26 protein-coding genes are annotated in these 25,947 nt (G+C 69.5%); 20 read left to right on the forward strand and 6 right to left on the reverse strand.

Going from position 1 to position 25,947, the window contains the following annotated elements; genetic code table 11:
- Window positions 1-1,060: PspC domain-containing protein (locus Mth01_RS13160; RefSeq protein ID WP_204016112.1), on the reverse strand; the 1,060-nt coding region annotated here is incomplete at its 3' end.
- A gap of 174 nt (window positions 1,061-1,234) precedes the next feature.
- Here Mth01_RS13160 and Mth01_RS13165 point away from each other — a divergent pair.
- From Mth01_RS13165 to Mth01_RS13190, 6 genes are all read left to right on the forward strand, one after another.
- Complete coding sequence (locus Mth01_RS13165; RefSeq protein ID WP_204016113.1) at window positions 1,235-1,828, forward strand: DUF4396 domain-containing protein; 594 nt, start codon at window positions 1,235-1,237, stop codon at window positions 1,826-1,828.
- Between the two features lie 80 nt (window positions 1,829-1,908).
- Complete coding sequence (locus tag Mth01_RS13170; protein ID WP_204016114.1) at window positions 1,909-2,622, forward strand: CPBP family glutamic-type intramembrane protease; 714 nt, start codon at window positions 1,909-1,911, stop codon at window positions 2,620-2,622.
- Between the two features lie 147 nt (window positions 2,623-2,769).
- Window positions 2,770-3,981: an ATP-binding protein gene (locus Mth01_RS13175; protein WP_407695942.1), complete on the forward strand. Its 1,212-nt coding sequence runs from the start codon at window positions 2,770-2,772 to the stop codon at window positions 3,979-3,981.
- A 30-nt stretch (window positions 3,982-4,011) separates the two neighbouring features.
- Entirely contained in the window at window positions 4,012-4,650 is a 639-nt protein-coding gene (locus Mth01_RS13180) for a response regulator (RefSeq protein WP_204016115.1), read from the forward strand.
- Between the two features lie 116 nt (window positions 4,651-4,766).
- The gene (locus tag Mth01_RS13185; protein WP_204016116.1) at window positions 4,767-5,477 is read left to right on the forward strand and encodes a neutral zinc metallopeptidase; all 711 of its coding nucleotides are present in this window, start codon (window positions 4,767-4,769) and stop codon (window positions 5,475-5,477) included.
- Between the two features lie 49 nt (window positions 5,478-5,526).
- A complete protein-coding gene (locus tag Mth01_RS13190) occupies window positions 5,527-6,300 on the forward strand; it encodes a CPBP family glutamic-type intramembrane protease (RefSeq protein WP_204016117.1) in 774 nt (257 codons plus the stop codon).
- A gap of 43 nt (window positions 6,301-6,343) precedes the next feature.
- On the opposite strand, the gene Mth01_RS13195 is transcribed toward Mth01_RS13190, so the two are convergent.
- Window positions 6,344-7,063, reverse strand: coding sequence for a PIG-L deacetylase family protein (locus Mth01_RS13195; RefSeq protein WP_204016118.1), 720 nt, complete (start codon window positions 7,061-7,063; stop codon window positions 6,344-6,346).
- Between the two features lie 103 nt (window positions 7,064-7,166).
- Between Mth01_RS13195 and pcrA the strand changes: the two genes are divergently transcribed.
- Window positions 7,167-9,494, forward strand: a complete 2,328-nt coding sequence (pcrA, locus tag Mth01_RS13200; protein WP_308440795.1) for a DNA helicase PcrA — start codon at window positions 7,167-7,169, stop codon at window positions 9,492-9,494.
- 7 nt (window positions 9,495-9,501) lie between these two features.
- Here the strand turns inward: pcrA and Mth01_RS13205 are convergent, their stop codons facing one another.
- Window positions 9,502-10,359 (reverse strand): hypothetical protein, encoded by an 858-nt coding sequence (locus Mth01_RS13205; protein WP_204016120.1) that lies wholly within the window; start codon window positions 10,357-10,359, stop codon window positions 9,502-9,504.
- 443 nt (window positions 10,360-10,802) lie between these two features.
- Between Mth01_RS13205 and Mth01_RS13210 the strand changes: the two genes are divergently transcribed.
- The 4 genes from Mth01_RS13210 to Mth01_RS13225 all read left to right on the forward strand — a co-directional run bounded on the left by Mth01_RS13210 (window position 10,803) and on the right by Mth01_RS13225 (window position 15,119).
- Window positions 10,803-11,204 (forward strand): cobalamin B12-binding domain-containing protein, encoded by a 402-nt coding sequence (locus Mth01_RS13210; protein WP_204016121.1) that lies wholly within the window; start codon window positions 10,803-10,805, stop codon window positions 11,202-11,204.
- A gap of 172 nt (window positions 11,205-11,376) precedes the next feature.
- Window positions 11,377-12,558 (forward strand): ADP-forming succinate--CoA ligase subunit beta, encoded by a 1,182-nt coding sequence (gene sucC / locus Mth01_RS13215; protein ID WP_239089618.1) that lies wholly within the window; start codon window positions 11,377-11,379, stop codon window positions 12,556-12,558.
- A complete protein-coding gene (gene sucD / locus Mth01_RS13220) occupies window positions 12,558-13,433 on the forward strand; it encodes a succinate--CoA ligase subunit alpha (protein ID WP_204016123.1) in 876 nt (291 codons plus the stop codon). Before sucC ends, sucD begins: the two co-directional genes overlap by 1 nt.
- Window positions 13,434-13,502: 69 nt before the next feature.
- Window positions 13,503-15,119 (forward strand): cell division protein PerM, encoded by a 1,617-nt coding sequence (locus Mth01_RS13225; protein WP_204016124.1) that lies wholly within the window; start codon window positions 13,503-13,505, stop codon window positions 15,117-15,119.
- Window positions 15,120-15,136: 17 nt separating this feature from the next.
- On the opposite strand, the gene Mth01_RS13230 is transcribed toward Mth01_RS13225, so the two are convergent.
- Window positions 15,137-15,541, reverse strand: a complete 405-nt coding sequence (locus tag Mth01_RS13230) for an SMI1/KNR4 family protein (protein WP_204016125.1) — start codon at window positions 15,539-15,541, stop codon at window positions 15,137-15,139.
- Between the two features lie 190 nt (window positions 15,542-15,731).
- Here Mth01_RS13230 and purN point away from each other — a divergent pair, with 190 nt between their 5' ends.
- The 4 genes from purN to Mth01_RS13250 all read left to right on the forward strand — a co-directional run bounded on the left by purN (window position 15,732) and on the right by Mth01_RS13250 (window position 19,164).
- The gene (gene purN / locus Mth01_RS13235) at window positions 15,732-16,409 is read left to right on the forward strand and encodes a phosphoribosylglycinamide formyltransferase (RefSeq protein WP_204016214.1); all 678 of its coding nucleotides are present in this window, start codon (window positions 15,732-15,734) and stop codon (window positions 16,407-16,409) included.
- Entirely contained in the window at window positions 16,406-17,953 is a 1,548-nt protein-coding gene (gene purH, locus Mth01_RS13240; protein ID WP_204016126.1) for a bifunctional phosphoribosylaminoimidazolecarboxamide formyltransferase/IMP cyclohydrolase, read from the forward strand. Before purN ends, purH begins: the two co-directional genes overlap by 4 nt.
- A gap of 136 nt (window positions 17,954-18,089) precedes the next feature.
- Complete coding sequence (locus tag Mth01_RS13245) at window positions 18,090-18,257, forward strand: hypothetical protein (protein WP_204016127.1); 168 nt, start codon at window positions 18,090-18,092, stop codon at window positions 18,255-18,257.
- Between the two features lie 61 nt (window positions 18,258-18,318).
- Window positions 18,319-19,164 (forward strand): bifunctional methylenetetrahydrofolate dehydrogenase/methenyltetrahydrofolate cyclohydrolase, encoded by an 846-nt coding sequence (locus tag Mth01_RS13250; RefSeq protein ID WP_204016128.1) that lies wholly within the window; start codon window positions 18,319-18,321, stop codon window positions 19,162-19,164.
- A 51-nt stretch (window positions 19,165-19,215) separates the two neighbouring features.
- On the opposite strand, the gene Mth01_RS13255 is transcribed toward Mth01_RS13250, so the two are convergent.
- Complete coding sequence (locus Mth01_RS13255) at window positions 19,216-19,869, reverse strand: FHA domain-containing protein (RefSeq protein WP_204016129.1); 654 nt, start codon at window positions 19,867-19,869, stop codon at window positions 19,216-19,218.
- Between the two features lie 181 nt (window positions 19,870-20,050).
- Between Mth01_RS13255 and Mth01_RS13260 the strand changes: the two genes are divergently transcribed.
- The 5 genes from Mth01_RS13260 to Mth01_RS13280 all read left to right on the forward strand — a co-directional run bounded on the left by Mth01_RS13260 (window position 20,051) and on the right by Mth01_RS13280 (window position 24,894).
- The gene (locus tag Mth01_RS13260) at window positions 20,051-21,172 is read left to right on the forward strand and encodes a citrate/2-methylcitrate synthase (protein WP_204016130.1); all 1,122 of its coding nucleotides are present in this window, start codon (window positions 20,051-20,053) and stop codon (window positions 21,170-21,172) included.
- Between the two features lie 10 nt (window positions 21,173-21,182).
- Window positions 21,183-21,473 carry a DUF3017 domain-containing protein gene (locus tag Mth01_RS13265; protein WP_204016131.1) on the forward strand — a complete coding sequence of 97 codons (291 nt, stop codon included), beginning with the start codon at window positions 21,183-21,185 and terminating at the stop codon, window positions 21,471-21,473.
- A gap of 129 nt (window positions 21,474-21,602) precedes the next feature.
- Window positions 21,603-22,820 (forward strand): NADP-dependent isocitrate dehydrogenase, encoded by a 1,218-nt coding sequence (locus tag Mth01_RS13270; protein WP_204016132.1) that lies wholly within the window; start codon window positions 21,603-21,605, stop codon window positions 22,818-22,820.
- 198 nt (window positions 22,821-23,018) lie between these two features.
- On the forward strand, window positions 23,019-23,903 hold the full coding sequence (locus tag Mth01_RS13275) for a serine/threonine-protein kinase (protein ID WP_239089634.1): 885 nt from the start codon (window positions 23,019-23,021) through the stop codon (window positions 23,901-23,903).
- A gap of 151 nt (window positions 23,904-24,054) precedes the next feature.
- Window positions 24,055-24,894: a DUF11 domain-containing protein gene (locus Mth01_RS13280; RefSeq protein WP_204016134.1), complete on the forward strand. Its 840-nt coding sequence runs from the start codon at window positions 24,055-24,057 to the stop codon at window positions 24,892-24,894.
- Here the strand turns inward: Mth01_RS13280 and galE are convergent.
- A complete protein-coding gene (galE, locus tag Mth01_RS13285) occupies window positions 24,880-25,854 on the reverse strand; it encodes a UDP-glucose 4-epimerase GalE (protein ID WP_204016135.1) in 975 nt (324 codons plus the stop codon). The two genes, Mth01_RS13280 and galE, sit on opposite strands and share 15 nt — an antisense overlap.
- Window positions 25,855-25,947 lie beyond the last annotated feature (93 nt).

Consider the following 25,947-nt stretch of genomic DNA (forward strand, 5'->3'; position numbering starts at 1 on the left):
CCCCGCCGATCACCGGCAGACCGACCGAACCGGTGCCTGACTGCTGCACCGCAACCATGATCCCTCCAATCAGCAGGGCGAGGCAGATGGTGAGTCCGCCGATGAAAGACTTGGGTCGCTCGACCTTCACCCGGGCCGGGGGCGGCGGCACCGGCCGGTACGACTCCGCCGGCATGGGCTGGCGGGGCTGCCGCGGGGCGTACGGGCCATGTGGGGCGTACGGCTCGCCAGCGGTGTAGCCGTACGTGCCGGCGCGAGCCTCCCGCGCCAGATCCGACAGCCGCCGGTAGCCCGGGGGCGCCGGACTCGGGGGATTGGCACCAAGGGGTTCGGGAGCGGGGTGTTCCGGAGCACGGATGCCGGAGCCGTGGAAGGCCGCTGTCGCGCCAGGCTCCTGCCGGGAGCCGCCGCCGTGGGGCTGCTGGGGGGACGCCGGGTTGCCGGAAAGCCCCGCGCCGTACGGCTGCTGCGGGGCCGGCTGCGGGGTCGGCTGGGGGGTCGGCTGGGGGCCTGGCTGGGGGAACGTCGCCGTCACCGGCATCGCGGGTGTCGGGACGCCCGAGGGCCTCATGCCGCGCCGTCCGGTCGCGCGTTCCGGCATCGACTTGACCAGCGAGCGCAGGTCCACGCCGCGGGCGTGCGCGGCGAGCAGCACGATGGCCAGCAGCGTGCCGATCACGATCGTGCCCTTGTTGACCCCGCCCGACCCGACGTTGATGATCAGGCCGAGTGCGAAGACCGCCGCCATCAGCGCGAGCACGGTCTCGGCGTCGAACAGCCGGCGGGTCCACTGCTCCAGGTGGCCGGGCTGCCCGCCGGGCTGCCGCATCAGCAGGAACGCGGCGACGTACAGCAGGATGCCGGTGCCGGAGGCGAGGACCAGCACGGCGAAACCGACCCGGAACAGCACCGGGTCCATGCCGGTGAACCTGCCGAGGCCCGCGCACACCCCGGTCAGCATGCGGCCCGAGCCGCCGCGGCTCAGCACCCGCTCCGGCTCCGGACCGGCGGCGGGGTCCGGCCCGGGATCGGGGGCGGGGGTGGTCGGCGCTTCGGTCATGCTCCCATCCTGGCGGCGCACGCCACCCGCCCGCCATCGGGGTAACCCCTGACTCATCCCCGATCCCTCACCTGCCGACGGGCGGCCGAGCACGCCTTCATTCCACTGTTGCAATATACCCCATGGGGGTATATTGTCGCGGCGCAACCAACCGATAAGTCCTAGAAGGTGGAAATGTCGGACTCTACCTATCACAGCGGCCACGCCCTAAGCCATGACTCGCACGGCCACCATGGACGTGATCACGACGGTCATGGCATCCATCAGGAGGGGCACGACCACGGCGGCCACCGGGCGCCCGATCGCCACACGCATGGGGGACATGCGGCGAAGGTCACGTGGTGGATGGCCGCGTCGGCGACGCTGCACTGCCTCACCGGCTGCGCCATCGGTGAGGTGCTCGGCATGGTGGTCGGCACCGCGCTGGGCTGGGGCAACGCGCCCACCGTCATCCTGTCCGTCGCCCTGGCCTTCCTCTTCGGCTACGCGCTCACCCTGCTGAGCCTGCGTCGCGCGGGTGTCGGCTGGCGGGAGGCGGTACGGCTGGCGCTCGCGGCCGACACCCTGTCGATCCTCGTCATGGAGATCGTTGATAACGGCGTCATGGTCGCACTTCCGGGAGCGATGGATGCCGAGCTCACCTCGGGCCTGTTCTGGAGCGCGCTGGCCCTCGCCCTGCTGTTGGCGTTCCTCGTCACCACCCCCGTCAACAAGTGGATCATCGGCCGGGGCGGGGGTCACGCGGTCGTCCACGCATATCACCGCTGAAACACTGACAACCACCTCACGGAGATCACGAGCCCACGATGAATCCCCCCGACGCCCCGAAGCGTGCTGCCGTTGACGCGGTGCCCTTGTTTCCCGTGCTCATCGCACGCCTGTCATTCTTCGCCGTCGCACAGGCGGGAGTGGCGCTGGCCCTGACCGCCGCGGGCGAGCGCGATCCGCTCGCAGCCTCCGCCGCGTGGTGGCCGTTGACCGCGGCTGCCGCGAACCTCGTCACCATCGCGATGCTGGCCAGGCTCGCCCGCCGGGAGGGAATGCGCCTCGTCGATCTCTACCGGTCGCGCATTCCAGGCGGGATCGGCGGCGACGTGCGGGCACTGCTCGTCGTGCTGCTCCTGGCGGCGCCCATCGCCTATCTCCCCAACGTGGGGCTCGCGACGCTGCTCTTCGGTGACGCGGCCGTGGCGTTGGACATGTTCGTCCAGCCGTTGCCGGTGTGGGCCGCCGTCGCCGGCATGGTCGTCTTCCCGGTGACCATCGCGTTCGCGGAGTTGCCCACCTACTTCGGGTATGCGATGCCTCGTCTCGAGGCACGCTGGGGCAGTGCGCCGGCGGCCGTCGCTACGGCGGCGTTCTTCCTCGCGATCCAGCACGTCACGCTGCCGTTCATCGCAGACTGGCGCTTCGTGCTGTGGCGGGCGCTGATGTTCGTACCGTTCGCCCTGCTTGTCGGAGTGGCGATCCGCCGGCGGCCGCGGCTGCTGCCCTACCTCATGGTCGTCCACGCGCTGATCGACTTCGCCGCTGTCCAGCCTGTTTTCGCCGCGTCCGTCTGAGTCTGATTTCCGCCGATTCCCGCCCCGGCCGCCGTACGGCTTTCGCCTCGTCGTCAGGACCCTGAGGGCGGGGGTGAGAAGTCGGGGGAGGACCAGGGCGGGCCCTGATGCGGGCGGCGGGCGTGGCGTGTGACGATGCTTCCCGAGATGTCTGAGATGCCTAACGCGACGATGCCCAACACGATGCCCGGCGCCCCGGAGGCGCCGCCCAGGCTTGTCCGGCCCATGACGGGCCGGGTGATCGCCGGAGTGGCCCAGGGCGCCGCGGCCCAGCTCCGGCTCGATCCGGTGGTGATGCGGCTGGCTTTCGTGCTGCTCACCGTCGTCGACGGGCTCGGTTTCGTGGCCTACGCCGCGCTGTGGATGTTCACGCCCAAGGAGCAGCTCAAGGGACGCGTGCCCGGCCGGGACTGGGGTCAGCTCGCGGCGTACGGGGTGCTGTGGCTGGTGCTCGCCGCTTTCGGCTGGCTGACCGGCGCGCCCAGTGGGGGGTACGGCACCTGGCCGCTGGCCATCGGGGGCGTCGGCGCGCTGATCCTCTGGCAACAGGCCGACCCGGACCGGCGGCAGCGATGGATGAGCGGCGCGGTCCAGCAGGTCAACGCGACCTGGGTCCGTACGAGCATCGGGGCGCTGCTGGTCGTCGTGGGCGCGATCGGCTTCCTCGCCGCGAGCGGCGAACTCGCCAAGGCCGGCACCGGGCTGGTCTTCACCGCCGTCGTCGTCGGCGGCATCGCGATGATCGCCGCGCCGTGGCTCGCCTCCCTCATTCAGGAGCTCCAGCGTGAGCGCACCGAGCGCATCAGGCAGGAGGAGCGTGCCGAGATGGCCGCCCACGTGCACGACTCGGTGCTCCACACGCTGACGCTGATCCAGCGCAACGCGCACGACTCGCGCGAGGTGACGCGGCTCGCCCGGTCACAGGAGCGGGAGCTGCGCAACTGGCTCTACCAGCCGAAGCAGGACGCCGATGCCACGCTCGCCGCGGCCGTACGGCGAGTCGCCGCCGAGGAGGAGGACGCCCACGGCGTGCACATCGAGGTGGTCTGCGTGGGTGACTGCGAGCTCACCGAGGGCCTGGTGGCCTTGCTCCACGCCGCGCGACAGGCGATGGTGAACGCGGCGAAATACAGTGAGGCTTCGGTCATATCCGTCTATGCCGAGGTGGAGCCGGAGGAGGTGACGGTGTTCATCAGGGACCGGGGCAAGGGCTTCGTGCTCGACGACGTGCCGGAGGACCGGATGGGCATCCGGCAGTCGATCATCGGCAGGATGGAGCGGAACGGCGGCAGCGCCCGGATCAGGACCGAGCCCGGTGACGGGACCGAGGTCATGCTGACGATGAAGAGGAACCCGTGACCTCGGTGTCGCGGTGACAATGAGGGGATCATGAAGACCGTACGTGTGCTGATCGTCGACGATCATCGGCTGTTCCGGTCCGGGGTGCGCGCCGAGCTGGGGCCGTCGATCCAGGTGGTCGGCGAGGCGGAGGACGTGGATTCGGCGGTGAAGGCGATCGCCGAGCTGGCGCCCGACGTGGTGCTGCTGGACGTGCACATGCCGGGTGGCGGCGGCCAGGAGGTGCTGCGGCGGGTCCTCGGCTCGGGTGCCCAGGTCCGCTTCCTCGCGCTGTCGGTGTCGGACGCGGCGGAGGACGTGATCGGGGTCATCCGGGGCGGGGCCAGGGGCTACGTCACCAAGACCATCAGCGGCGCCGAGCTGACCGACGCGATCATCCGGGTGTCCGAGGGCGACGCGGTCTTCTCCCCGCGGCTGGCCGGGTTCGTGCTCGACGCGTTCGCGTCGACGGAGGCGCCCCCCATCGATCCGGAGCTCGACTCGCTCACCCAGCGCGAGCGCGAGGTGCTGCGGCTCATCGCGCGCGGCTACGCGTACAAGGAGATCGCCAAGGAGCTGTTCATCTCGGTGAAGACGGTCGAGACGCATGTGTCGAGCGTGCTGCGCAAGCTTCAGCTCTCCAACCGGCACGAGCTGTCCCGCTGGGCCACCGCGCGGCGCCTCGTCTGATCCGGGGGTCCGTTTTGAGGGTTACTCGTGCGATGTGACTCGATTGTGAATCGGGTGGAACGATACGGCATGATCGCCTGCAGCGTTGGTGTGCAAACGAGTAAGGCGGACAAACCGTGTCATCCCCCCGAGTTCTCCTCGCCATCCTCCTTTCGGCGGCCCTGACCGCCTCCTGCGGCTTGGACGAGGAGCCGACCGCTTCACCGCCCAAGAAGCCGAGGAAGACCGCGGAGGCCGTCAAGGCCGCCTCTGGATGTGACGAAGCGGGGGACGGCTTCGAGAGCGATGTGAAGCTGGTCCGGTGCCTCACCGAGAAGTTCTGGGTGAAGCGGTTCAAGGACGCCGGTGGAACGTACCAGCCCATCAAGAGGTTCATCGCGTACCGAGGGAACAGGGCGCCGTCCTCGGCGACCTGTGCGGGAGAGAAGGCCGAGCCGGAGAACGCGTTCTACTGCTCCGACGGGCACTTCATCGCGTATGACGTGGACTGGCTGAAATCGATGTACCGACAGATCGGCGACGCCGCCGTGTACTTCGTCATCCCTCACGAATTCGGACATTCCGTTCAGGCGCAGCTCGGCACCGAGTTCAAATACAACGTGAAGCTGGAGCTTCAGGCGGACTGTTATGCGGGTGCCACGCTCGCCGGGCTGGTCGAGTCGGAGGAGCTCGAGTTCGAGGACGGCGACGACGAGGAGCTGATCGCCAATCTGGAGGAGGTGGGCGACCCCACCGACGAGTGGTGGGAGCCGGACGCCCACGGCACGCCCGAGAAGCGGATGAAGGCCCTCGTCAAGGGGCTCGAGAAGGGCGTCGACGCCTGCTGATCGACAACATGGCCTTTGGAGGGACGTATTGGGGCGGACGGATCCGGTCATGTGCTCCTTGGGGCTCCTCGCGGCCGCGAACGTGCTGAACAACCGGGTCGCCAGACGCTGGGCGCCGCTGACGTCGGCGGTCACGACCGCCGTCCTGATCGGCCTGGCCCGGCGCGAGGGCCTGAGCCTTCGGGAACTGGGCATCGAAGGGCGCGGCGTCCGCCTCGGCGGCACGCTCGCCGCGGGGGTTGTGGCGGTCTACGCGGCCGGCGTCGCCCTGCCCCGGACCAGGCCGCTGTTCCTCGACGAGCGGGCGCTCGCGCTCTCGCGCGGGCGGCTGGCCGAGGAGGTCCTGCTCCAGGTGCCCGTGGGGACGGTCCTGCTCGAGGAGGTCGCCTTCCGCGGCGTCCTGCCCGCGCTGCTCGCGTCGCGCGGGCCTTCCGACCGTCCGCTCCCGTCGCGTACGGCCGCTGCCGCCTCGGCCGCGCTCTTCGGGCTGTGGCACGTGCTGCCCGCCATCGACATGGCGCGCGCCAACCCGGCGCTGGGCCGCGTCGCCTCGGCGGAGAGCTCGGCCGCGCCGCCAACAGAGCCGCCAACAGAGCCGGAGACAGTGCCGGGAGCAGCACCTGGGACAGCACAGGTGGCGGCGCCCGGGGCCGTACGGCTGGTCGCGGGGACGGTCCTGTCGACAGGGGCCGCCGGGCTGTTCTTCCACGAGTTGCGCCGCCGCGGCGGGCTGCTCGCGCCGTCACTGCTCCACCTCGCCACGAACTCGCTCGGCTACGTCGCCGCCCGCCTGGCCAGGCGGATCAACGCGAGGGCCCGATGACGGCCGGACACCGAACCGGCCGCACGGCGGATGCCGTACGGGATCAGGCGGTCACGACGAGATGGAAGGCCTCGGCGTAGGCGCCCTCGGGGAGACCGGCCTCCGACGCGTTCGCCGCGAGCCAGCCCTTCACCATGCCCTCCAGGTCGGCCATGTGCGCGGTCTGGCTCTCATGCGCCCGCAGCGCGGCGATCTTCCGGTCGACTGTCGCGGTGACGTCCACGAAGTGGTCCGGGGTCATCGTGCCGGACAGCCACACCTCGCGTACGGTCCAGGCCTCCAGGCCCTCGTCGGTCAGCAGTTCGGAGAAGGCGTACGGGTTGCGGGCGTCGGGGTAGACCGCGTCGAGGGTGGCGCCGCCGACGGCCCGGTGATCGGGGTGGCTCGGGCCGAGCCGGACGTAGTTGCGTTCGGGCGTGGACGTGATGACGAGGTCGGGACGCACCTGCCGGATCACCCGGGTGATGTCGCGCCGCAGGCCCAGGGTCTGCTCGACCGTCCCGTCCCGGTAGCCGAGGAAGCGGAGATCGGTGACGCCGACGCACTTGGCCGCGGTCGTCTGCTCGGCGCGGCGGAGGGCGGCCATGCCGCCGTTGTCGAGCTCCCGGTCGAACCCGCCCGCGTCACCATCGGTGACCAGGCAGTACACGACCTCCTTCCCGGCGTCGGTGAGCTTGGCGATGGTCCCCGCGCCACCGAAATCGATGTCGTCGGGGTGCGCCATGACCACGAGCACCCGGTTGAGTTCGGCTTCTTCCAGCATCTTCGGTCCTCCTCGTCCTCGCCCACCCACCTTAAAGGGGAAGCAAAACGATCGGTGGAACGGTCCGGCGCCGGATGTCGGTAGGCGGCCATACCCTTGTCACGTGTCCACCCGAGCCGACGCCACCGCCCACCCCTTGCTCGACGGCCTCAACCAGCAGCAGCGCGAGGCCGTCCTCCACCGGGGCAGTCCCCTGCTGATCGTCGCCGGAGCCGGATCCGGCAAGACGCGGGTGCTCACCCAGCGCATCGCGTACCTGCTGGCCGAGCGTGACGTGCATCCGGGGGAGATCCTCGCGATCACCTTCACGAACAAGGCGGCACGGGAGATGAAGGACCGGATCGAGCGGCTGGTAGGGCCGCGCTCCGGGGCCATGTGGGTGATGACCTTCCACAGCGCCTGCGTACGCATCCTGCGGCGCGAGGCCAAGCGGCTGGGGTTCACCTCCAGCTTCTCCATCTACGATCAGGCCGACTCCCAGCGGCTCATGGCGATGGTCTGCCGCGAGCTCGATCTCGACCCCAAGCGCTATCCGCCGCGTTCGTTCTCCGCGCAGGTCAGCAACTTCAAGAACGAGCTGATCGACTATGAGACGGCGGGCGAGCGCGCCGGGACGCATCTGGAGCGCACGCTGGCCGAGGCGTACCGGACCTACCAGCGGCGGCTGACCGAGGCCGGCGCGATGGACTTCGACGACCTGATCATGCTGACGGTCACCCTGTTCCAGCTCTTCCCGGAGGTGGCCGAGCACTACCGGCGGCGGTTCCGGCACGTGCTGGTCGACGAGTACCAGGACACGAACCACGCGCAGTACGTGCTGGTCCGCGAGCTGGTGGGGCGGCCGGAGCTCAGGACCGCCGACGGGGACCTGGTCCGGGAGGGCGCCGGCGTCGACCCGGCGGAGCTGGTGGTGGTCGGCGACGCCGACCAGTCGATCTACGCCTTCCGCGGGGCGACGATCCGCAACATCCTGGAGTTCGAACGGGACTATCCGGCCGCGCGGGCGATCCTGCTGGAGCAGAACTACCGGTCCACGCAGACGATCCTCAACGCGGCCAACGCGGTGATCGCCCGCAACGAGAGCCGTAAGCCCAAGAACCTGTGGTCCGACCAGGGCGCCGGGCCGAAGATCATCGGATATGTGGCGGACAACGAGCACGACGAGGCCATGTTCGTCGCGCAGGAGGTCGACCGGCTCACCGATGAGCACGGGATCACGCCCGGCCAGGTCGCGATCTTCTACCGGACGAACGCCGCCTCCCGCGTGTTCGAGGAGATCTTCATCCGCACCGGCCTGCCGTACAAGGTCGTCGGCGGGGTGCGGTTCTACGAGCGCAAGGAGGTCAAGGACCTGCTCGCCTATCTGCGGGTCCTGGCCAACCCGAACGACACGGTGTCGCTGCGGCGCATTATCAACGTGCCCAAGCGCGGCATCGGCGAGCGGGCCGAGGCGATGATCGAGGCGTTCGCGAACCGGGAGCGGATCAGCTTCTGGGAGGGGCTGCTCCGGGTGGACGAGGCGCCCGGCCTGGCCACCCGGTCGATCAACGCGATCAAGGAGTTCACGGCGCTGCTCGATCACTTGCGGAGCAGGGAGCTGCCGCCGGCCGAGCTCGCCGAGGAGGTGCTGAACGCCACCGGCTACCGGGCCGAGCTGGAGAGCTCACGCGATCCGCAGGACGAGAGCCGCCTGGAGAACCTCAACGAGCTGATCTCGGTGGCGGCCGAGTTCGGGGAGGCGAATGAGAACGGCACGCTGGTCGACTTCCTGGAGCAGGTCGCGCTCGTCGCCGACGCCGACCAGCTGCCTGGAGGGTCTGGGGGGGTCGTCCCTCCGAGCGACCGCGGTCCCGACGGGGACGACCACGGTGGCGTCGTCACGCTGATGACACTGCACACCGCCAAGGGCCTGGAGTTTCCCGTGGTGTTCCTCACCGGGATGGAAGACGGGGTCTTCCCGCATATGCGCTCGATGGGCGACGTGAAGGAGCTGGAAGAGGAGCGTCGCCTGGCCTACGTGGGCATCACCCGGGCCGAGCGCCGGCTCTACCTGTCCCGGGCCGCCGTCCGGTCCTCGTGGGGCTCGCCCTCGTTCAACCCGGCTTCGCGGTTCCTGGCGGAGGTTCCCGGCGATCTGGTCGAGTGGCGTACGGATCCGGCCAAGGACGCCAGGTCGGCCGCCACGTCGCGGGACGGTGCCAGTTTCCGGACGGACGCCCGTTCGTCCCGTACGGCTGCCGCTCCGGCGAGAAAGGGAGCGGGCAGCGTGCCGAACCTGGCGCCGGGGGACCGGGTCACGCATGACGCGTTCGGCCTGGGCACGGTGATCAGCGTCGACGGCGTGGGCCCCCGGGCTCAGGCGAAGATCGACTTCGGTGGCGCAGGCGAGAAGACGCTGCTCCTCGCCTACGCCCCGATCGAAAAACTCTAGGACTGGGCTAGTTGAGGGTCACGGAGGGGATGGAGGTGTCCTCCGCGTCGAGGTCGAGGTCGGTGATGCTGACGACGTCCTTGGCCGCGGGCGCCTTGATGGAGACCGTTCGGCCCCAGCCGGTGAAGACCGTGTCCGTGGTCAGCTTCGAGCCCGACAGGCCGCTCGCGGACCCGCTGTGGGAGCTGACGACCCGGGTCACGACCCCCTTCGCGTTGGTGAACAGCTTCCAGGTCACCTTTGTCTTGGACTGGGCGGCTTTGGGCTTCTGATCGAACAGCGCGCCGCGGAACCACTTCGACACCTTCCACAGCTCGCCGTAGGTGGTGGTGCCGCTGTAGCCCCCGGAGACCTTTTTGCCATGCGCGAGCAGCGTCTTCAGGGTCTCGGGCTCGGTGACGCCGATGATCTGGCCCATGGTGCCGACCACGCCGGCCTGGGGGCCGCCCGGGATCTTGAGCCAGGTCTTGTCCGCGGGCAGGAACGAACCGAAGAATCCGCCCTTGAAGTAGGCCGTGGTGCCGACGCGGATGGTCTGCTCCGGCGCGAAGAAGTCCCTGACCTCCTCGGACAGGTCCTCACGCTGCCTGGCCGTGAGGTTGAACTTGGTGGAGATGTCCGAGGCGGCGACGCCGCGCTTGCCGAACTGGAACTTGCCGGTGCGGCGGACCATGACGGTCGAGTAGTCGCCGTCGCCGATCGTGGTCCGCTCGGAGAAGGCCACGCCGTGGCCGGTGACGAACTGCTTCTTGAGCGCGATCACCGGGTCGGCGGCGGGTGCCTGGGCATACGCGGGCGTGGCCAGCGCGGGGGCCACCGCACCGACGGCAGCCGTGCATGCCAAAGTGGCGATTAATCGCCTCATGAGTGATTCCTCCCGTAATGCACCCCGTCTGTTGGGGTTATCGTGACATCATGCCGAGTAATGATCACGGTAAAGTCACAAAAGTCGGCATTTATTGTGGATTTTCATGTGTGTGACGATGTCGGGGCGCGTTATCGGTTCGCGTGCTCGGATGAGTTTCCCTTGGCAGGAAGCCGGCGGGCGTGACGCGGGGCCTTGGTAGAGGAGAGCGACGGGCGGCTCGCGAACGCCGTACCGAACATCTCGCCGGCCCGGGCCCGGTGAACGGGCCTGGTGAACGGGCCTGGTGAACGGGTCTGGTGAACGGGCCGGGGCGCTCATCCCGCTCGGCTCGGCCGATTCACCGGGCGCGACCGGAATCGGAATGTCCGCCGATGGCGTGAACGGCGTGAGAGGCGGGAATCAGCCTGCGGGCAGCGGCGGTAAATGGGCAGGGGGTCGCCATGGCGGGCAGAATCCGGGTCGTCGTCGCCAAGCCCGGACTCGACGGGCACGATCGGGGCGTGAAGGTCGTGGCGAGGGCGCTGCGCGACGCCGGCATGGAGGTCATCTACACCGGGCTGCACCAGACGCCGGAGCAGATCGTGCGGACGGCGATCCAGGAGGACGCGGCGGCCATCGGGCTGTCGATCCTGTCCGGGGCCCACATGACGCTCTTCGCCCGGGTGGTCGAACTCCTTCGCGAGCAGGACGGCGAGGACATCGTGGTGTTCGGCGGTGGGATCATTCCAGAGGCCGACATTCCCGAACTGCGACGGCTGGGGGTCGCCAGGATCTTCACCCCCGGCGCCTCGACACAGGAGATCGTCGAGTGGGTCCGCGCCACGGTGCCCGCGACCGTCTAGGCCGAGCAACACGACAAGCCCTGACATGTCACAACATCGTGCAGATCAGTGGCCAGGTTTTACACGGACCCGATGACGAGGCCACCTTCATGCGGGGGCTAGGCTTCATTGGCGGAAAATGCCGGGCGGAACGACGGTGCCCGGCGATCGACGTCAAAGGGGACGGACCCTCGTGGACCTGTTCGAACATCAGGCGAAGGAGCTCTTCGCTGAATACGGCATCCCGGTGCCGCGCGGAATCGTCGCGCACACCGCGGAGGAGGCGCGTGCGGCCGCCGAGCAACTGACCGGCCGGGTTGTGGTCAAGGCACAGGTCAAGACCGGCGGACGCGGCAAGGCCGGCGGTGTGAAGGTGGCCGACGACGTGGCCGACGCGCATGCGAAGGCGACGCAGATCCTCGGCATGGACATCAAGGGCCACACGGTCCACAAGGTCCTGATCGAGGAGGCCAGCCAGATCGCGGAGGAGTACTACTTCTCCTTCCTGCTCGACCGGGCCAACCGCACGTTCCTCGCCATCTGCTCGGCGTCCGGCGGAATGGACATCGAAGAGGTGGCGCACACCGCGCCCGAGAAGGTCGCCAAGGTGCCGGTCAGCCCGCTCACCGGCGTGGACCGGGCCAGCGCCCGCGAGATCGCCAAGGCCGGCGGCCTGCCCGAGAAGGCGCTGGACGGCGCCGCCGAGCTCATCGAGAAGCTCTGGGCCGTGTTCGTCGACGAGGACGCCTCGCTCGTCGAGGTCAACCCGATGATCCTGTCGGCCGACGGCCAGGTGAAGGCCCTCGACGGCAAGGTCACCCTCGACGACAACGCGACCTTCCGCCAGGCAGAGCACGTGCAGTACGTCGACAAGGCGGCCGAGGACCCGCTCGAGGCGCGGGCCAAGGAGAAGCACCTCAACTACGTCAAGCTCGACGGCACGGTCGGCATCATCGGCAACGGCGCCGGCCTGGTCATGTCGACCCTCGACGTGGTCGCCTACGCGGGCGAGGCGTTCCCCGGCCGGCCGAAGCCGGCCAACTTCCTCGACATCGGCGGCGGCGCCTCGGCCGAGGTGATGGCGAACGGTCTGGAGATCATCCTCTCGGACCCGTCGGTGAAGTCGGTCTTCGTCAACGTCTTCGGCGGCATCACCGCTTGCGACGCGGTCGCCAACGGCATCGTGGCGGCCTTCACGCTGCTGGAGAGCCGGGGCGAGGCGGTGACGCATCCGCTGGTCGTCCGGCTGGACGGCAACAACGCCGACCTCGGGCGGCAGATCCTGGCCGACGCCGCGCTGCCGCGCGTCGAGCTGGTCGACACGATGGACGAAGCGGCCAAGCGTGCCGCCGAGCTTGCCACGGTAGGTGCGTAATGGCCATCTGGCTCACGGAGAACAGCAAGATCATTGTCCAGGGCATGACGGGTTCGGAGGGCACCAAGCACACCCGCCGCATGCTCGCCGCCGGCGCCAGGGTCGTCGGAGGCGTGAACGCCCGCAAGGCCGGCATCGTGCACGAGGGCCTGCCCGTCTTCGGCACGGTCAAGGAGGCCGTGGAGCAGACCGGTGCCGACGTGTCCGTCGTCTTCGTGCCGCCGGCCGCCACCAAGGCCGCCGTCAAGGAGGCCATCGACGCCGAGATCCCGCTCTGCGTGGTCATCACCGAGGGCGTGCCGGTCCACGACACGACCGAGTTCTGGGCCTACGCGGTGGAAAAGGGCGGCAAGACCCGCATCATCGGGCCCAACTGCCCCGGCATCGCCTCGCCCGGCGCGTCCAACGCCGGCATCATCCCGGCCGACATCACCACGCCCGGCCGCATCGGCCTGGTCTCGAAGTCCGGCACGCTGACCTACCAGCTCATGTACGAGCTGCGGGACATCGGTTTCTCCACCTGCGTCGGCATCGGCGGTGACCCAGTCATCGGCACCACGCACATCGATGCTCTGCAGGCGTTTCAGGATGACCCGGGCACTGACGCGATCGTGATGATCGGTGAGATCGGCGGCGACGCCGAGGAGCGGGCCGCGGCCTACATCGAGGAGCACGTGACCAAGCCTGTCGTCGCCTACGTCGCCGGGTTCACCGCTCCCGAAGGCAAGACCATGGGGCACGCCGGTGCGATCGTGTCCGGCTCGGCCGGCACCGCCCAGGCCAAGAAGGAGGCGCTGGAGAAGGTCGGCGTCCGCGTCGGCCGCACCCCCAGCGAGACCGCCCGCCTCATGCGCGAGGTCATGCGGTCCCGCTGACCCCGGTTGCCGCAGCCGGGCGGCGTGGCTCCGAGGATTCGCGGGTCTCTGCTGGGATCATGGGGTAGCGTGACGGCCCTTTTCGACCAGCTTCGGACTGCCCCCCGTGCCGTCCTCAGCCGCCTCGGGGACGACGAGGAAACCCGTCGCCCGCTGCCCGTCTCCGGCATGCTGGCCGCGGTCTGGACGCTCGGCGTCGGCCTGGCCGTACTGACCACGCTCACGCTCATCGGCTGGATGGCGGCGCCGCGCGGAGCCTTCGGCGAGGGCCTGCCCGGAGTGTTCCGTACGGCCTGCCAGCTCTGGCTCGCCGCGCACCACGCGGGGTTCGCCATCCCCGGCGGCCGGATCGGACTGCTGCCGCTCGGACTGATGATCCTGCCCGGTGCGTTGCTCTACCGCGCCGGCCTGTGGATGGCCCGGGACGCCGATCTGCGGCTGCGCATGCCCGCCCGGCTCCCGAAGGGCACTCCCCGGGACGTCGAGAACGCCCGCCGGCGCGCGCAGCTCGTGCTCGTGGCGCAGGCGGGCATCTCGCTGGCCGCGCCGTACGCCCTGTTGGCGGGCGTCATCGCCCTGGTCGCACGCAACGAGGTGACCCAGCCGTTCCTGGGGGAGGCACTCGTCAGCCATTTCGTGCTGGCCTTCCTCACCGGATCCGTCGCCACCGCGCGCACGATAGGCCCGTGGCGGTCGATGCTGCGCCTGCTGCCCGAGCGGGCCCGCTCGCTCGTGGCCGGTACGGCTGTCGCGCTGACGTTGCAGCTCGCCGCCGCCGCGGTGCTGGTGCTCGCCGCCATCGTGGTGAACTTCGGGGAGATCCGCGACCGCTCCGACATGCTCAGCCCGGGGTTCGTCGGCGGCCTGCTGCTACTGCTCCTCGAGGGCCTCTACCTGTTCAACGCCGTGATCTGGGGCTTGTCCTACATCGCAGGGCCGGGGTTCGCGATCGGGACGGGGACGCTGGTCGCGCCCACCGGCGTGAAGCTGAGCGCCGTTCCCACGCTGCCGATGCTCGGGGCGCTGCCCGCGCCCGGTACGACGCCCGCCTGGGTGATGGCTGTCATCGCGGTGCCGTTCGTCGCCGGCGCGGTCGCGGGCGTCGTCATGGCCCGCATCGCGCCGACGCCGTCGATCGAGGCCGCGCCGCTGTGGGGTTTCGTCTGCGGCCTGTCGACGGGCATGATGGCGGGCGCGCTCGCGGCGCTGTCGGGTGGCCCGTTGGGCGGGGCCCGGCTGTCGGTCATCGGGCCCTCGCCCTGGGAGGTGGCGCTGTCGGTCACGCTGGAGGTCGGCGTCGCGGCGGGAATCTCCGCCGGGCTCGCCAACTGGTGGCTGATCTCACGCCGCCCGGCCGTCGCGCCGGAGCCGGTACGGAAGGCGGGGGCCGCGATCACCAAGGCGGCCCGTCGCGTCCGGCCGCACGACCGGAACGCGCGCGTCCTTCCCGGGCACTGGATGGACGGCACCGAGGCGGACACCCAGCCGATACCCGTGATCAAGGATGACTGGCCCGACGAGCACGCGGCCGCGGCGGCGGAGACGTTCGGCGGCCGCGACGACTCCGTCCGACAGCACGACAAGCAGCACGACACGCGGGGCGACAGGAAGGACATCGTGGACGAGTCCGACGACCGCGGCGGCCATGTGATCTACATGGACCCCTACCCCTGGGAGCGCGAATAGGAGGGGCGTGGAAAGAGTCAGGCAGGGGTGGGGAAGTCGGGGGGAAGGGTGACGCCGAGCTTCTTCTCCAGCGACCGAATGAGCTGGTCGGAGCAGTGCTGCTGGGCCTCGACCGTTCCCGCGCCCTTGCGGCACTCCGTGTAGGCCGCGAGCTCGGCCGAGAAGTAGAACTGGAACGCCGTCGTCATCAGGCCCAGCACGAACGCGACGGACGAGATCACGATCGCGCCGGTCGCCATGCCGATCCGCTGCTTCGCGGCCTGAAGCGCACGCAGGTCGCGGATCGCGAGGATGATGCCGAAGATGGACAGCGCCAGCCCGGCGGCGGGCAGCATCACCGTGAAGATCAGCGCCATGATCGCCAGGGCGAGCGCCCTTCGGCCGCCGGTCTCGGGGGCCGACATCTGGAGGGGTGCTGTCACGTTCTCTTCGCCTCGCCTCGCGTCGCTCGGGGGTGGACCGTCGTAGATCGTGGTGGTCGGCGCCCGATACGCTTTTCGTGCGGGGGTCATCCCGTTCGCCGTTCGGGGACGGCCCCACCGACCGTCTTCCAAGGAACCATCTCATGATGGTCACCTGCAAAACGAAGCCCGCTCACGAAGGAGTTCCGCCCTGTCCTTCCGGCTCGTGGTCCTCGTCTCGGGTTCGGGGACCAATTTACAAGCCCTGCTGGACGCTACGGCCAGTGGCGACTTCGGCGTAGTCGCCGTCGGCGCCGACCGTCATGGCATCGAGGGCCTCACCCGGGCCGGGCGTGTGGGCGTCCCGACTTTCGTCGAGCAAGTGAGCGATCACGCGAACCGGGATGAATGGGACGAGAGTCTCGCCGTCCAGATCGCAGCGCACAAGCCGGATCTGGTGGTCTCCGCCGGGTTCATGAAGATCCTCGGCCCGCGCGTGCTGGCGGCGTTTCCCGTGGTCAACACCCACCCCGCGCTGCTGCCCGCGTTCCCGGGCGCGCACGCGGTCCGAGACGCCCTCGCCTACGGCGTTCGCCTCACCGGCTGCACGGTCCACCTCGTCGACACCGGCGTGGACACCGGGCCGGTGATCGCCCAGGAAGCGGTGGCCGTACGGGAGGGTGACGACGAGGAGACCCTGCACGAGCGGATCAAGACCGTCGAGCGGCGGCTGCTCGTCGAGGTCGTCGGCCGGATGGCCCGGGACGGCTGGACCGTGACCGGTCGAACCGTACGCATCGGCCGTACGGGCGAGCCGCGCGACGCGAGCCGTACGGGCCGGGAGGAGAGCTTCCAGCAATGCCAGGAACCAGGAGGTACGACGAAGTGACCCGCATCGCCATCCGGCGCGCGCTGATCGCGGTATACGACAAGACCGGGCTGGAGGATCTGGCCCGGGGGCTCGACGCCGCGGGCGTGGAGCTCGTCTCGACCGGTGGCACGGCCGCCGCGATCGCGTCCTTCGGCATCCCGGTGACGAAGGTGGAGTCGCTCACCGGTTTCCCCGAGTGCCTGGACGGGCGGGTCAAGACCCTGCATCCCCGGGTGCACGCCGGTCTGCTGGCCGACGGGGCGAACGCTTCGCACGTCAAGCAACTGGAGGAGCTCGAGATCGAGCCGTTCCAGCTCGCGGTGGTCAACCTGTACCCGTTCGCGGAGACGGTCGCTTCGGGCGCGTCGGACGCCGAGTGCGTCGAGCAGATCGACATCGGCGGTCCGGCGATGATCCGCGCGGCGGCGAAGAACCACGGCACGGTCGCCGTCGTCGTCGATCCCTCGTTCTATGGCGAGGCGCTGGCGGCGGTGGCCGAGGGCGGGTTCACGCTGACCGAGCGGCGGCGGCTCGCCGCGGCCGCCTACGCGCACACGGCCTCCTACGACGTCGCGGTGGCCTCGTGGTTCGCCGACGTGTACGCCCCGGACGGCGTAGCCGAATGGCCGGCGTTCATGGGTGCGGCCTGGCGACGCAGGGCGGTCCTTCGCTACGGCGAGAACCCCCATCAGGGCGCCGCGCTCTACTCCGGGCAGATGGATGGCCTGGCCAACGCCGAGCAGCTGCACGGCAAGGAGATGTCCTACAACAACTACGTGGACGCCGACGCCGCCTGGCGGGCGGCCTGGGACTTCGACCAGCCCTGTGTGGCGATCATCAAGCACGCCAACCCCTGCGGCATCGCGGTGGGCGTCGACGTGGCCGAGGCCCACCGCAAGGCCCACGAGTGCGACCCCGTGTCGGCGTACGGCGGCGTCATCGCGGTCAACCGCGAGGTCACCCGGGAGCTCGCCGAGCAGATCGCGCCGATCTTCACGGAGGTGGTCGTCGCGCCGTCGTTCGCCGCGGACGCGCTGGAGGTGCTGCGCGGGAAGAAGAACATCCGGCTGCTCGCCTGCCCGACCGGCCCGCGCAACCCGGCGGAGTTCCGCCGCATCGACGGCGGGCTGCTCGTGCAGACGGCCGACCGGGTGGACGCGCCGGGCGACGACCCCGCCGCCTGGGAGCTCAAGACGGGTGAGCCGGCCTCGCCCGAGGTTCTGACTGACCTGGCGTTCGCGTGGCGGGCCTGCCGGTCGGTGAAGTCGAACGCCATCCTGCTGGCGTCCGACGGCGCCACCGTGGGCGTCGGCATGGGCCAGGTGAACCGGGTCGACTCGGCACGCCTGGCGGTCTCGCGTGCGGGGGAGCGGGCGGCCGGCTCCGTCGGGGCCTCCGACGCGTTCTTCCCCTTCCCCGACGGCCTCCAGGTGCTGACCGAGGCCGGGGTGAAGGCGATCGTCGAGCCCGGCGGCTCGATCAGGGACGACGAGGTCATCGCGGCGGCCGCCGAGGCGGGCATCACGCTCTACTTCACCGGCACCCGCCACTTCTTCCACTGACGTTACATCTCCGTTCGGTACGGCTCCCGGCGCCGAGGGCCGTACCGTGTTTTCTGGGGTAATTGGGATAAATGGTGCAAAGAGTCGGATACTCTTGGGCGAGGTTTCCCACTCCTTCCTCTCCCGGAGCTCTTCCATGCCTTTGCTCGACGCCGTGGCGAACTCGCTGATCCTGATGAACGAGCTGGGGAGCAGCCCGTTCGCCCTGATCTTCGTCGCGATCGCCGCGGCCTACTTCGGCTGGCGGATCGTGGAGTTCATCCCCTTCACCCGCCGCATCATCGAGAGGCGCGAACAGCGCTGACCGTGATGTGGAGCGCTGACTGAGAGGCGGGGCGGACTGACGGCCGTGGGAGGATGGCGGCATGAGCGCGAGGATTCTGGACGGCAAGGCGACGGCAGCGAAGATCAAGGCCGATCTCGCGGGCCGGGTCAAGACGCTGGCGGCCCGGGGCATCAACCCCGGCCTCGGCACGATCCTGGTCGGCGAGGACCCGGGCAGCCAGATCTACGTGGCCGGAAAGCACCGTGACTGCGCCGAGGTCGGCATCGCCTCCATCCGCAAGGATCTGCCGGCTGACGCGAGCCAGGCGGACGTGACGGCCGCGGTCGACGAGCTCAACGCCGACCCGGCGTGCACCGGCTACATCATCCAGCTCCCGCTGCCCCGCCACCTGGACACCCAGGCGCTCATCGAGCGGATGGACCCCGCCAAGGACGCCGACGGCCTGCACCCGGTCAACCTCGGCCGCCTCGTGCACATGGTCGACGCGCCGCTGCCGTGCACGCCGCGCGGCATCGTGGTGCTCCTGCAGGAGTACGGCGTGTCGATCAAGGGCGCCGAAGTCGTGGTGATCGGCCGGGGCATCACGGTGGGTCGCCCGCTGGGGCTGCTGCTCACCCGGCGTACCGAGAACGCGACGGTGACGCTGTGCCACACCGGGACGCAGGACCTGGCATCCCACGTGCGCAGGGCCGACATCGTCGTGGCGGCCGCCGGCGTGCCCGGCCTGGTGACGGCGGAGATGGTCAAGCCCGGTGCGGCCGTGCTCGACGTGGGCGTCTCCCGGATCGAAGGAAAGCTCGCCGGCGATGTGGCGCCGGACGTCCTCGACGTGGCGGGATTCGTGGCGCCGAACCCGGGCGGCGTCGGGCCGATGACGCGGGCCATGCTGCTCGCCAACGTGGTCGAGGCCGCCGAGCACCACTAACTTTTTTCCGCGATTTCCGGCACGCCTGTCCGGTGGCGCCGAAATCCCTGGTCAGGAAGCGCGGCGGCCGGCTGCGGCCCGGTGGTGCTCGGAGTCGACCGGTGCGGTGGGCCGTTGCGGTGGCACGACGGGGGTGGGCCGCACCAGACCGAGGGCGACGACCTCGTTGGCCAGCCGGGTCCGCCGGTTGCTCCCCTCGGGAATGCGGAACTTCTGGTAAAGCCTCAGCAGGTGTTGCTTGACGGCCGCCTCCGTCACGACGAGGTCGTCCGCGATCTCCTTGGCCGTCGCCGGCGCCACGAAGGCCTCGTCCGACAGGGCCGGTCGGCACAGCGACGTGAGCACGTCGACCTCGCGGCGGGTCAGCTCGGGTGCGGCGGCACGCCGCAGCTCGACCTCGGGGGCGAGATCCTCCCGGGGGATCCCGCCGACGCGGGCACGGGCGGCGCCGAATGAGACGACGTCGCCGTCATCGAGGACCCTCCGGGCGATCGGCCTGCCGTTCACACGTGTGCCGTTGCGGGACAGGCCCAGGTCAACGACGTACAAGTAGGTCCCGCGACGGACGAATTCGGCGTGCAGCCGTGACACGCTCGGATCCGCCAGCCGGATGTCCACGCCTCGGCCACGACCGATCGTGGTGACGTCGGGGCGCAGCGGCATGATCTCGCCGCTGTCCTCGATCCGAATGAACGGCCCCTCCACGGCAGTTCCTCCCCAGGTAGCCCGCCGTTACTTTCGCTACACGTCCGGCTTACCCACCCGTGGCGGTGGGGAATCTCCTTTACGAGAAGCAGAATCTTTCTTGTCGCTGGTCTGGACCAATCATGGGCGATTTGTCTGCTCACGGGTAGACTTCGGAGGAAGATAAGCGGAGGAAATACTCATGGCTGACAAGCCCACCAAAGGCCTCGCCGATGTCGTCGCCGCGTCCACAGCGCTGAGCGACATCGACGGCAAGGCCGGTCGGCTCTTCTATCGTGGCTACGACATCCACGACCTGGCCGGCCGCACCACCTTCGAAGAGATCGCCCATCTGCTTCAGCGCGGAAAGCTGCCGACACATGACCAGCTCGCCGAATACGGCGCCGAGCTGGCCCGCGGACGCAGTCTGGGCGGGCTCGCCGAGAACAACGTCGCCGAGATCGCCGAGAAGCAGGCGCCGATGGCGGCTCTGCGCACGCTGGTCTCGTTGTCGGCGGCCGACGACCCGGACAAGAACTCCAACGCCGCGGACGCCAACCGCCGCAAGGCGGCGCGGCTGACGGCCCAGCAGCCGATCCTGGTCGCTCACTATCATGCCGCCAGAACCGGCGCCGAGATCCCGGAGCCGGATCCCGAGCTCGGCATCGCCGCCAACTTCCTGCTGCAGATCACCGGACGGCGGCCGTCGCCGCGCGAGACGGAGATCTTCGACGCGTGTCTGGTCCTGCACGCCGACCACACGATGAACGCCTCGACCTTCGCCGCCCGGGTCTGCGCGGCCACGCTGTCCGACATGCATTCGGCCATCGTGGCGGCCATCGGGACCCTCAAGGGCCCCCTGCACGGCGGCGCCAACGAGCAGGTCATGCGTACGCTGGAAGCGTTGGACCCGAGCGGCGTGGCACAAGCCGTACGGGACAAGCTCGCGGCCGGCGAGAAGATCATGGGCTTCGGGCACCGTGTCTACAAGACGGAGGATCCCCGGGCGACGCATCTGCGGCGGATGTCGCGGGAACTCGGTGAGGCGTCCGGCGACGACACTTACTATCGGATGTCCAAGGAGATGGAGGAGGTCGTCTTCGCGGAGAAGGGTCTTTACCCGAACGTGGACTTCTACGCCGCGACGGTCTACCACTACCTGGGGATCCCGACGGATCTGTTCACCCCGGTCTTCTCCGTCAGCCGGATGTCCGGCTGGACCGCGCACGTGATCGAGCAGCACGCGGACAACCGGCTGATCCGGCCGGACAGCGAGTACATCGGGGAGCGCGACCAGAAGTGGATCCCGATCGACGAACGGTGACCCGACAGGTGTGAAGGCGAGCGGCAAGGGCCAGATCTGGAGGCCGTACCTGCTGGTGGTGGCGGGTGCGGCGGCCGGGCTGGGCGCGGTCGGCCTGGGGGCGGCGCCCTGGGCGGGCGGCGTGACCATCGGCGGGTCGCTTCTCGCCGGGGCCGCGCTGCGCTACCTCGGCTCCGGCCGCAGGGCCGGGATGCTGGCCGTGCGGAGTCGTAAGACGGACACGGCCGTGCTCGCCCTGCTGGGCGCGGCCCTGCTGGCAGGCTCCCTGAGCCTGCTGCTGCCGCCTCTGCACCATCCCTAGGGAACGTCTGACACGACCCAGCCCGCGCCCTGGATCGAGGCACTACCACAGCCATCCGATAGCCTCAACGGCCAGTGAGCCTCAAAAAGGACTGTCTGGCCAGTTAGTTTCAGAAGGGGAACCCCACGCATGCCCAAGATCAAGGTAGCGGGTCCGGTCGTCGAACTCGATGGCGACGAGATGACGAGGATCATCTGGCAGTTCATCAAGGACCAGCTGATCCTTCCCTACCTCGACGTCGACCTGAAGTACTACGACCTCGGCATCGAGCACCGCGACGCCACTGACGACCAGGTCACGATCGACGCCGCCAACGCCATCAAGAAGTACGGCGTCGGCGTCAAATGCGCCACGATCACCCCGGACGAGGCCCGCGTCGAGGAGTTCGGCCTCAAGAAGATGTGGAAGTCCCCGAACGGGACGATCCGCAACATCCTCGGCGGCGTCATCTTCCGCGAGCCGATCATCATGTCCAACGTGCCGCGGCTGGTGCCCGGCTGGACCAAGCCGATCGTCGTCGGCCGTCACGCGTTCGGCGACCAGTACCGCGCCACCGACCTCAAGGTCCCCGGCGAGGGCACGCTGACGCTGACGTTCACGCCGAAGGACGGCAGTGAGCCGATCGAGCTCAACGTCTTCGACTTCCCCGGCTCGGGCGTCGCGATGGCGATGTACAACCTCGACGAGTCGATCCGCGACTTCGCCCGCGCCTCGATGCGGTACGGCCTCAACCGCGGCTACCCGGTCTACCTGTCGACCAAGAACACGATTCTCAAGGCGTACGACGGCCGGTTCAAGGACGTCTTCGCGGAGGTCTACGAGACCGAGTTCAAGGCCGACTTCGAGGCCGCCGGCATCTCCTACGAGCACCGCCTGATCGACGACATGGTGGCCGCCTCGCTCAAGTGGGAGGGTGGCTACGTCTGGGCGTGCAAGAACTACGACGGCGACGTCCAGTCCGACACGGTGGCGCAGGGCTTCGGCTCGCTCGGCCTGATGACCAGCGTGCTCATGACGCCCGATGGTCGCACCGTCGAGGCCGAGGCGGCCCACGGCACGGTGACCCGCCACTACCGTCAGCACCAGCAGGGCAAGCCGACCTCGACCAACCCGATCGCCTCGATCTTCGCCTGGACCCGCGGCCTGCAGCACCGGGGCAAGCTCGACAACACCCCCGAGGTGATCGACTTCGCCGAGAAGCTGGAGCGGGTCTGCGTCGAGACCGTCGAGGGCGGTCAGATGACCAAGGACCTCGCCCTCCTGGTCGGCGGCGACGCCGAGTGGCTGACCACCCAGGACTTCCTCGCCGCGCTGGACGAGAACCTGAAGAAGAAGATGGCGTTCTGACCCGTCCCCTTCGACAGGCCACGCAGACAGGGCCGCCCTCCTCCGGGCGGCCCTGTTCACATTCATGCGCGTGATCTCCCTTCCGTGATCTTGAGCTGCAAGATCACGGCAATTGGATTGCGAGTGCGGGCCCGTAAAGTTGGGCTGACCGGATGTTTGCCCGATCTTGAGGGCTGTTCGCGCAAATTTGGGGGCGTGATGTCACAGATCGTGCCGCTCGGGCCCGGGGACCCGACCCGGCTGGGGCCGTTCACGCTCTCCGGCCGGATCGGCGAGGGCGGGCAGGGGATCGTCTATCTCGGCAGGAACGAGTTGGGGGACTGGGCCGCGGTCAAGCTGCTGCACGTCAAGTTCAACGGTGACACGATCGCGCGGTCGCGTTTCGCCAGGGAACTGCGCGCGGCGCAGCGGGTGGCCGGCTTCTGCACCGCCCAGGTCCTCATGGCCGACGTCGAGGGCGATACGCCGTACATCGCGAGCGAGTACATCGAGGGAAGATCGCTGCGGGAGAGGGTCGAAGCGGCGGGTCCGCTGCGCGGCACGGAGCTGGACCGGCTGGCCGTCGGTACGGCGACCGCGCTGACCGCGATCCATCATGCGGGGATCGTGCACCGCGACTTCAAGCCCGACAACGTGCTCCTCGCCGCCGGCGGGCCCCGCGTGGTCGACTTCGGCATCGCCCGGATCGTCGACTCGACCGGCACGATCACCAGCCGGGCGATCGGAACCCCCGCCTACCTCGCCCCCGAGCAGGTCGCGGGCGGCGGGGTGGGCACGCCGACCGACGTGTTCGCCTGGGGCGCGACCATTGTGTACGCCGCGACGGGGAAGGCGGCGTTCGGCGGAGGGTCCATCGCCGCCACACTGAACCGGATCCTCAACGAGGACATCGACGTGAGCATGCTGTCCGAGCCGCTTCGCGGGGTCGTGCGGGCATGCCTCAGCAAGCAGGCGGCCGACCGGCCGACGGCGGACCGTGTCCTGCTGGGCCTGCTCGGCCTCCCGGAGTCGGATGACGCCTCGGCGGTCGTGCTGTCGCATGCGGCACGCCTCGCCGGCACGGGCCGGCCGTACATCGGCTGACCCCTACACCGGCTGACCCCTATCGGCTGACCCCGGGCCCCGGCGTACCTCGATGTTTAAGCCGTCGGAGCGCGCGCAGCGGCGGCGTGTCGGAGGGATGCACGGGCAGTTCGGCACGGTTGAATTGATCTCGAGCGTTCGGGGGAGCCGCATGGGTCGTAGGGTCGTCACGGGTTTGTTCTGCGTTTTCGTCGCCGGGATGCCGCGCCCGGCGGTGGCAGTGGATCAGGTGGAGCAGTGGGGGTCGGCGGATCTCACGGTACGGATCTCCGCCTCACCGAAGGTGGCGCAGCCGGGTCAGCCGCTGGTCTACCGGGTGAAGGTGCACAACAAGGGGCCGGGTGACGCCGTGCTGCCGGTGCTGCGGGTCAACGTGCCCCGCGATTTCCAGATCGTCAACGTCAACGTGGCGGAGTGCCGACCGGCCCGTGGTTACAGCGAGGTGGTCTGCGAGTCGAACCGGGACGTCCTCGCCGGCGAGTCCGGCAGCTTGACGATCACCGGTGTGGTCCGGCCGGGGGCGCACGGCCCGCTCCGGGCCCAGGCCCGCATCGCTTCAGAGGTCGTGGACGGCCACGAGGCGGACAACACCGCGAAAGCGGTCATCAAGGTGGACGCGGGGGCGGATCTCGCTGTCCGTTTCCGGTCGTCGACCAGGTTCGCCCGGCCGGGTCACTGGTTTTCGGTGCGGGCCGAGGTGCGCAACCGGGGTCCGCGCATCGTGCGGGACGCCTATGTCGTCCTCCAGCCCCGGCGGGCCCGGTTCCTGTCGGCGACCGGGGGACGCTGCCGGAGCCGGAAGGCGTTCGTCGCATGCGCCATGCCGCCGATCAGGTCCGGGTCCACCGGCCTGCTGAGGCTGATGTTCCGCGTGCCGTCCCACGCCTCGCGCGCCGTGTCCACGATGGCGACGGTCTACTCGCGCCACTTCGGTGACCGGCGGCCGGCCGACAACCAGGCCCGCATGCGGGTCTCGCTACGCCGAGGTTGACTCCTTTCCGGCCGTGGCCGTCCAGGCGTCGGAGACGATGTCGCGCAGCGAGGGGCGGGCGGGCTTCCAGCCGAGCTCCCGCTGGATCTTCTCCGACGAGGCGACCAGCACGGCCGGATCGCCGGCCCGGCGCGGGCCGATCGTCACGGGGATCTCGTGTCCGGTCACCTCGCGGCAGACGTCGATGACCTCCTGTACGGAAAAGCCCGCGCCGTTGCCGAGGTTGAAGATCCGGTGCGTGCCGGCCGTACCGGCGTGGAGGGCCAGCAGGTGCGCACGGCCGAGGTCGGCGACGTGGATGTAGTCGCGGACGCAGGTGCCGTCCGGTGTCGGGTAGTCGGTGCCGAACACGCTGATCGACTCGCGCTCGCCGAGTGCGACCTTCAGGACGTTCGGGATCAGGTGGGTCTCGGGCGTGTGCCGCTCACGGAACTCGCCGTACGCCCCGGCCACGTTGAAGTAGCGCAGGCTGACGGCGGCCAGGCCGTACAGATCGGAGAACGTGGCGAGCGCGGTGTCGACGGCGAGCTTGGACGCGCCGTAGGGGTTGGTGGGCCGGGTCGGATCGGTCTCCAGGATCGGCGTGCGCTCGGGCTCGCCGTACGTCGCGGCGGTCGAGGAGAACACGATGCGGCCCACGCCGGCCTGCCGCATCGCGTCGAGCAGCGCGAGTGTGCCGCCCAGGTTGCTGGACCAGTACCGGCCCGGTTGCTCGACCGACTCGCCCACCAGCGACTTCGCCGCGAAGTGGAGCACGGCGTCGAACTCCGCGAAGCTCTCGCCGAGCAGGCCGCCGGCCTCGGTGATCGAGCCCTGGACGAACCGCGCGCCGGCGGGCACGGCGTCCGCGTGTCCCGTCGACAGGTCGTCCAGCACGGTGACCTCGTGTCCCTCCTCGACGAGCTGGGCGGCCACCACGCTGCCGATGTATCCCGCTCCACCGGTGACCAAGAGCTGCACTGTCACTCCTATGTTCGATTCTGTTTAAGAGTGTTTAATTCTGTACGACCGTCGCCTAGCTTACGCGGTCTCCTCTCGGAACGGGTTGAATGC

The organism is Sphaerimonospora thailandensis, assembly GCF_016863115.1.
GTDB lineage: Bacteria > Actinomycetota > Actinomycetes > Streptosporangiales > Streptosporangiaceae > Sphaerimonospora > Sphaerimonospora cavernae.